The organism is Extibacter muris, assembly GCF_004345005.1.
Lineage (GTDB): Bacteria > Bacillota > Clostridia > Lachnospirales > Lachnospiraceae > Extibacter > Extibacter muris.
In genome coordinates this window covers 1-767 of sequence record NZ_SMMX01000066.1, presented here as the reverse complement: position 1 = coordinate 767, position 767 = coordinate 1, and the positions used below count along the sequence as shown (strand labels likewise).

The window sequence follows — 767 nt, the reverse complement described above, 5'->3', positions numbered from 1 at the left end:
CTTCTTCTTTTCCCTTTTTCCCTTCTCCTTCTCCCCCTCCCCTCCCCTTTTTTCTCTTCCTATTGCAGACTTCTTTTATCCCTCTTCTTCTCCTCTTTTTCCTCCCCCCTTCTCTCCTTCTTCCTTCCTCTCCTCAATTGCCGGTGTAATCTCCTTTCCCTCTTCCCCTCCCCCCCCTCTCTTTCCCCTCCTTCCCTCCTCTTCCTTCTTTTCTCTCTCCTCCCTTTCCTCCTCCCTGCTCTTCCCCGTGGGGAAGTTCCGTTTCTTCTTTCCCCCTCCTTCTCGTTTCTTCACGGCTTCCTCCCCTCCTTTCGGCATTCTTTCTCCTCCCCTCCCTCCTCTTCCCCCCCTTTTCTTTCCCTCCCCTCCTCTTCCTTCTTCCCTTCCTCCCTCCCTGATGGGAGTCGGGACCCCTTCCCCTCTCTTTTCTTCCTTCTCCTTTTTTCTCTCCCTTCTTTGCTGTGTGTCTCTTCACTCCCTTCCAGTATTCTTTCTTCTTCTTCCCTCTTCCTTCCCCCTTCCCTTTTCCTCCCCTCTTTGCTATGTCCTTTCTCTCTTCTCTCTCTTCCCTCCTTCCTCCCTCCTTTTTCTTCCTCCTTTCCTTCTCCTCCTTCCTTCTGAGACGGATATCTTCTGTAAAATGCCCCTCTTCCATCCATTCCTGCACCACCCTTTTCTGCCTCTTTTAATCCCTTTTGATCATGCGGTCTCCTTTCCTTCCTCTTCTCCTTTCCCATTCTTTCTTCCGCTGCGTTTTCTCCTACTCC

2 protein-coding genes are annotated in these 767 nt (G+C 51.4%); both read right to left on the bottom strand.

Going from position 1 to position 767, the window contains the following annotated elements; all coding sequences use genetic code 11:
• Positions 1-75 precede the first annotated feature (75 nt).
• On the bottom strand, positions 76-294 hold the full coding sequence (locus tag E1963_RS19500) for a hypothetical protein (protein ID WP_145964211.1): 219 nt from the start codon (positions 292-294) through the stop codon (positions 76-78).
• Positions 291-767, bottom strand: a 477-nt coding sequence (locus tag E1963_RS19240; RefSeq protein WP_330570901.1) for a hypothetical protein, incomplete at its 5' end; no start/stop codon positions are given. The genes E1963_RS19240 and E1963_RS19500, both read right to left, overlap by 4 nt.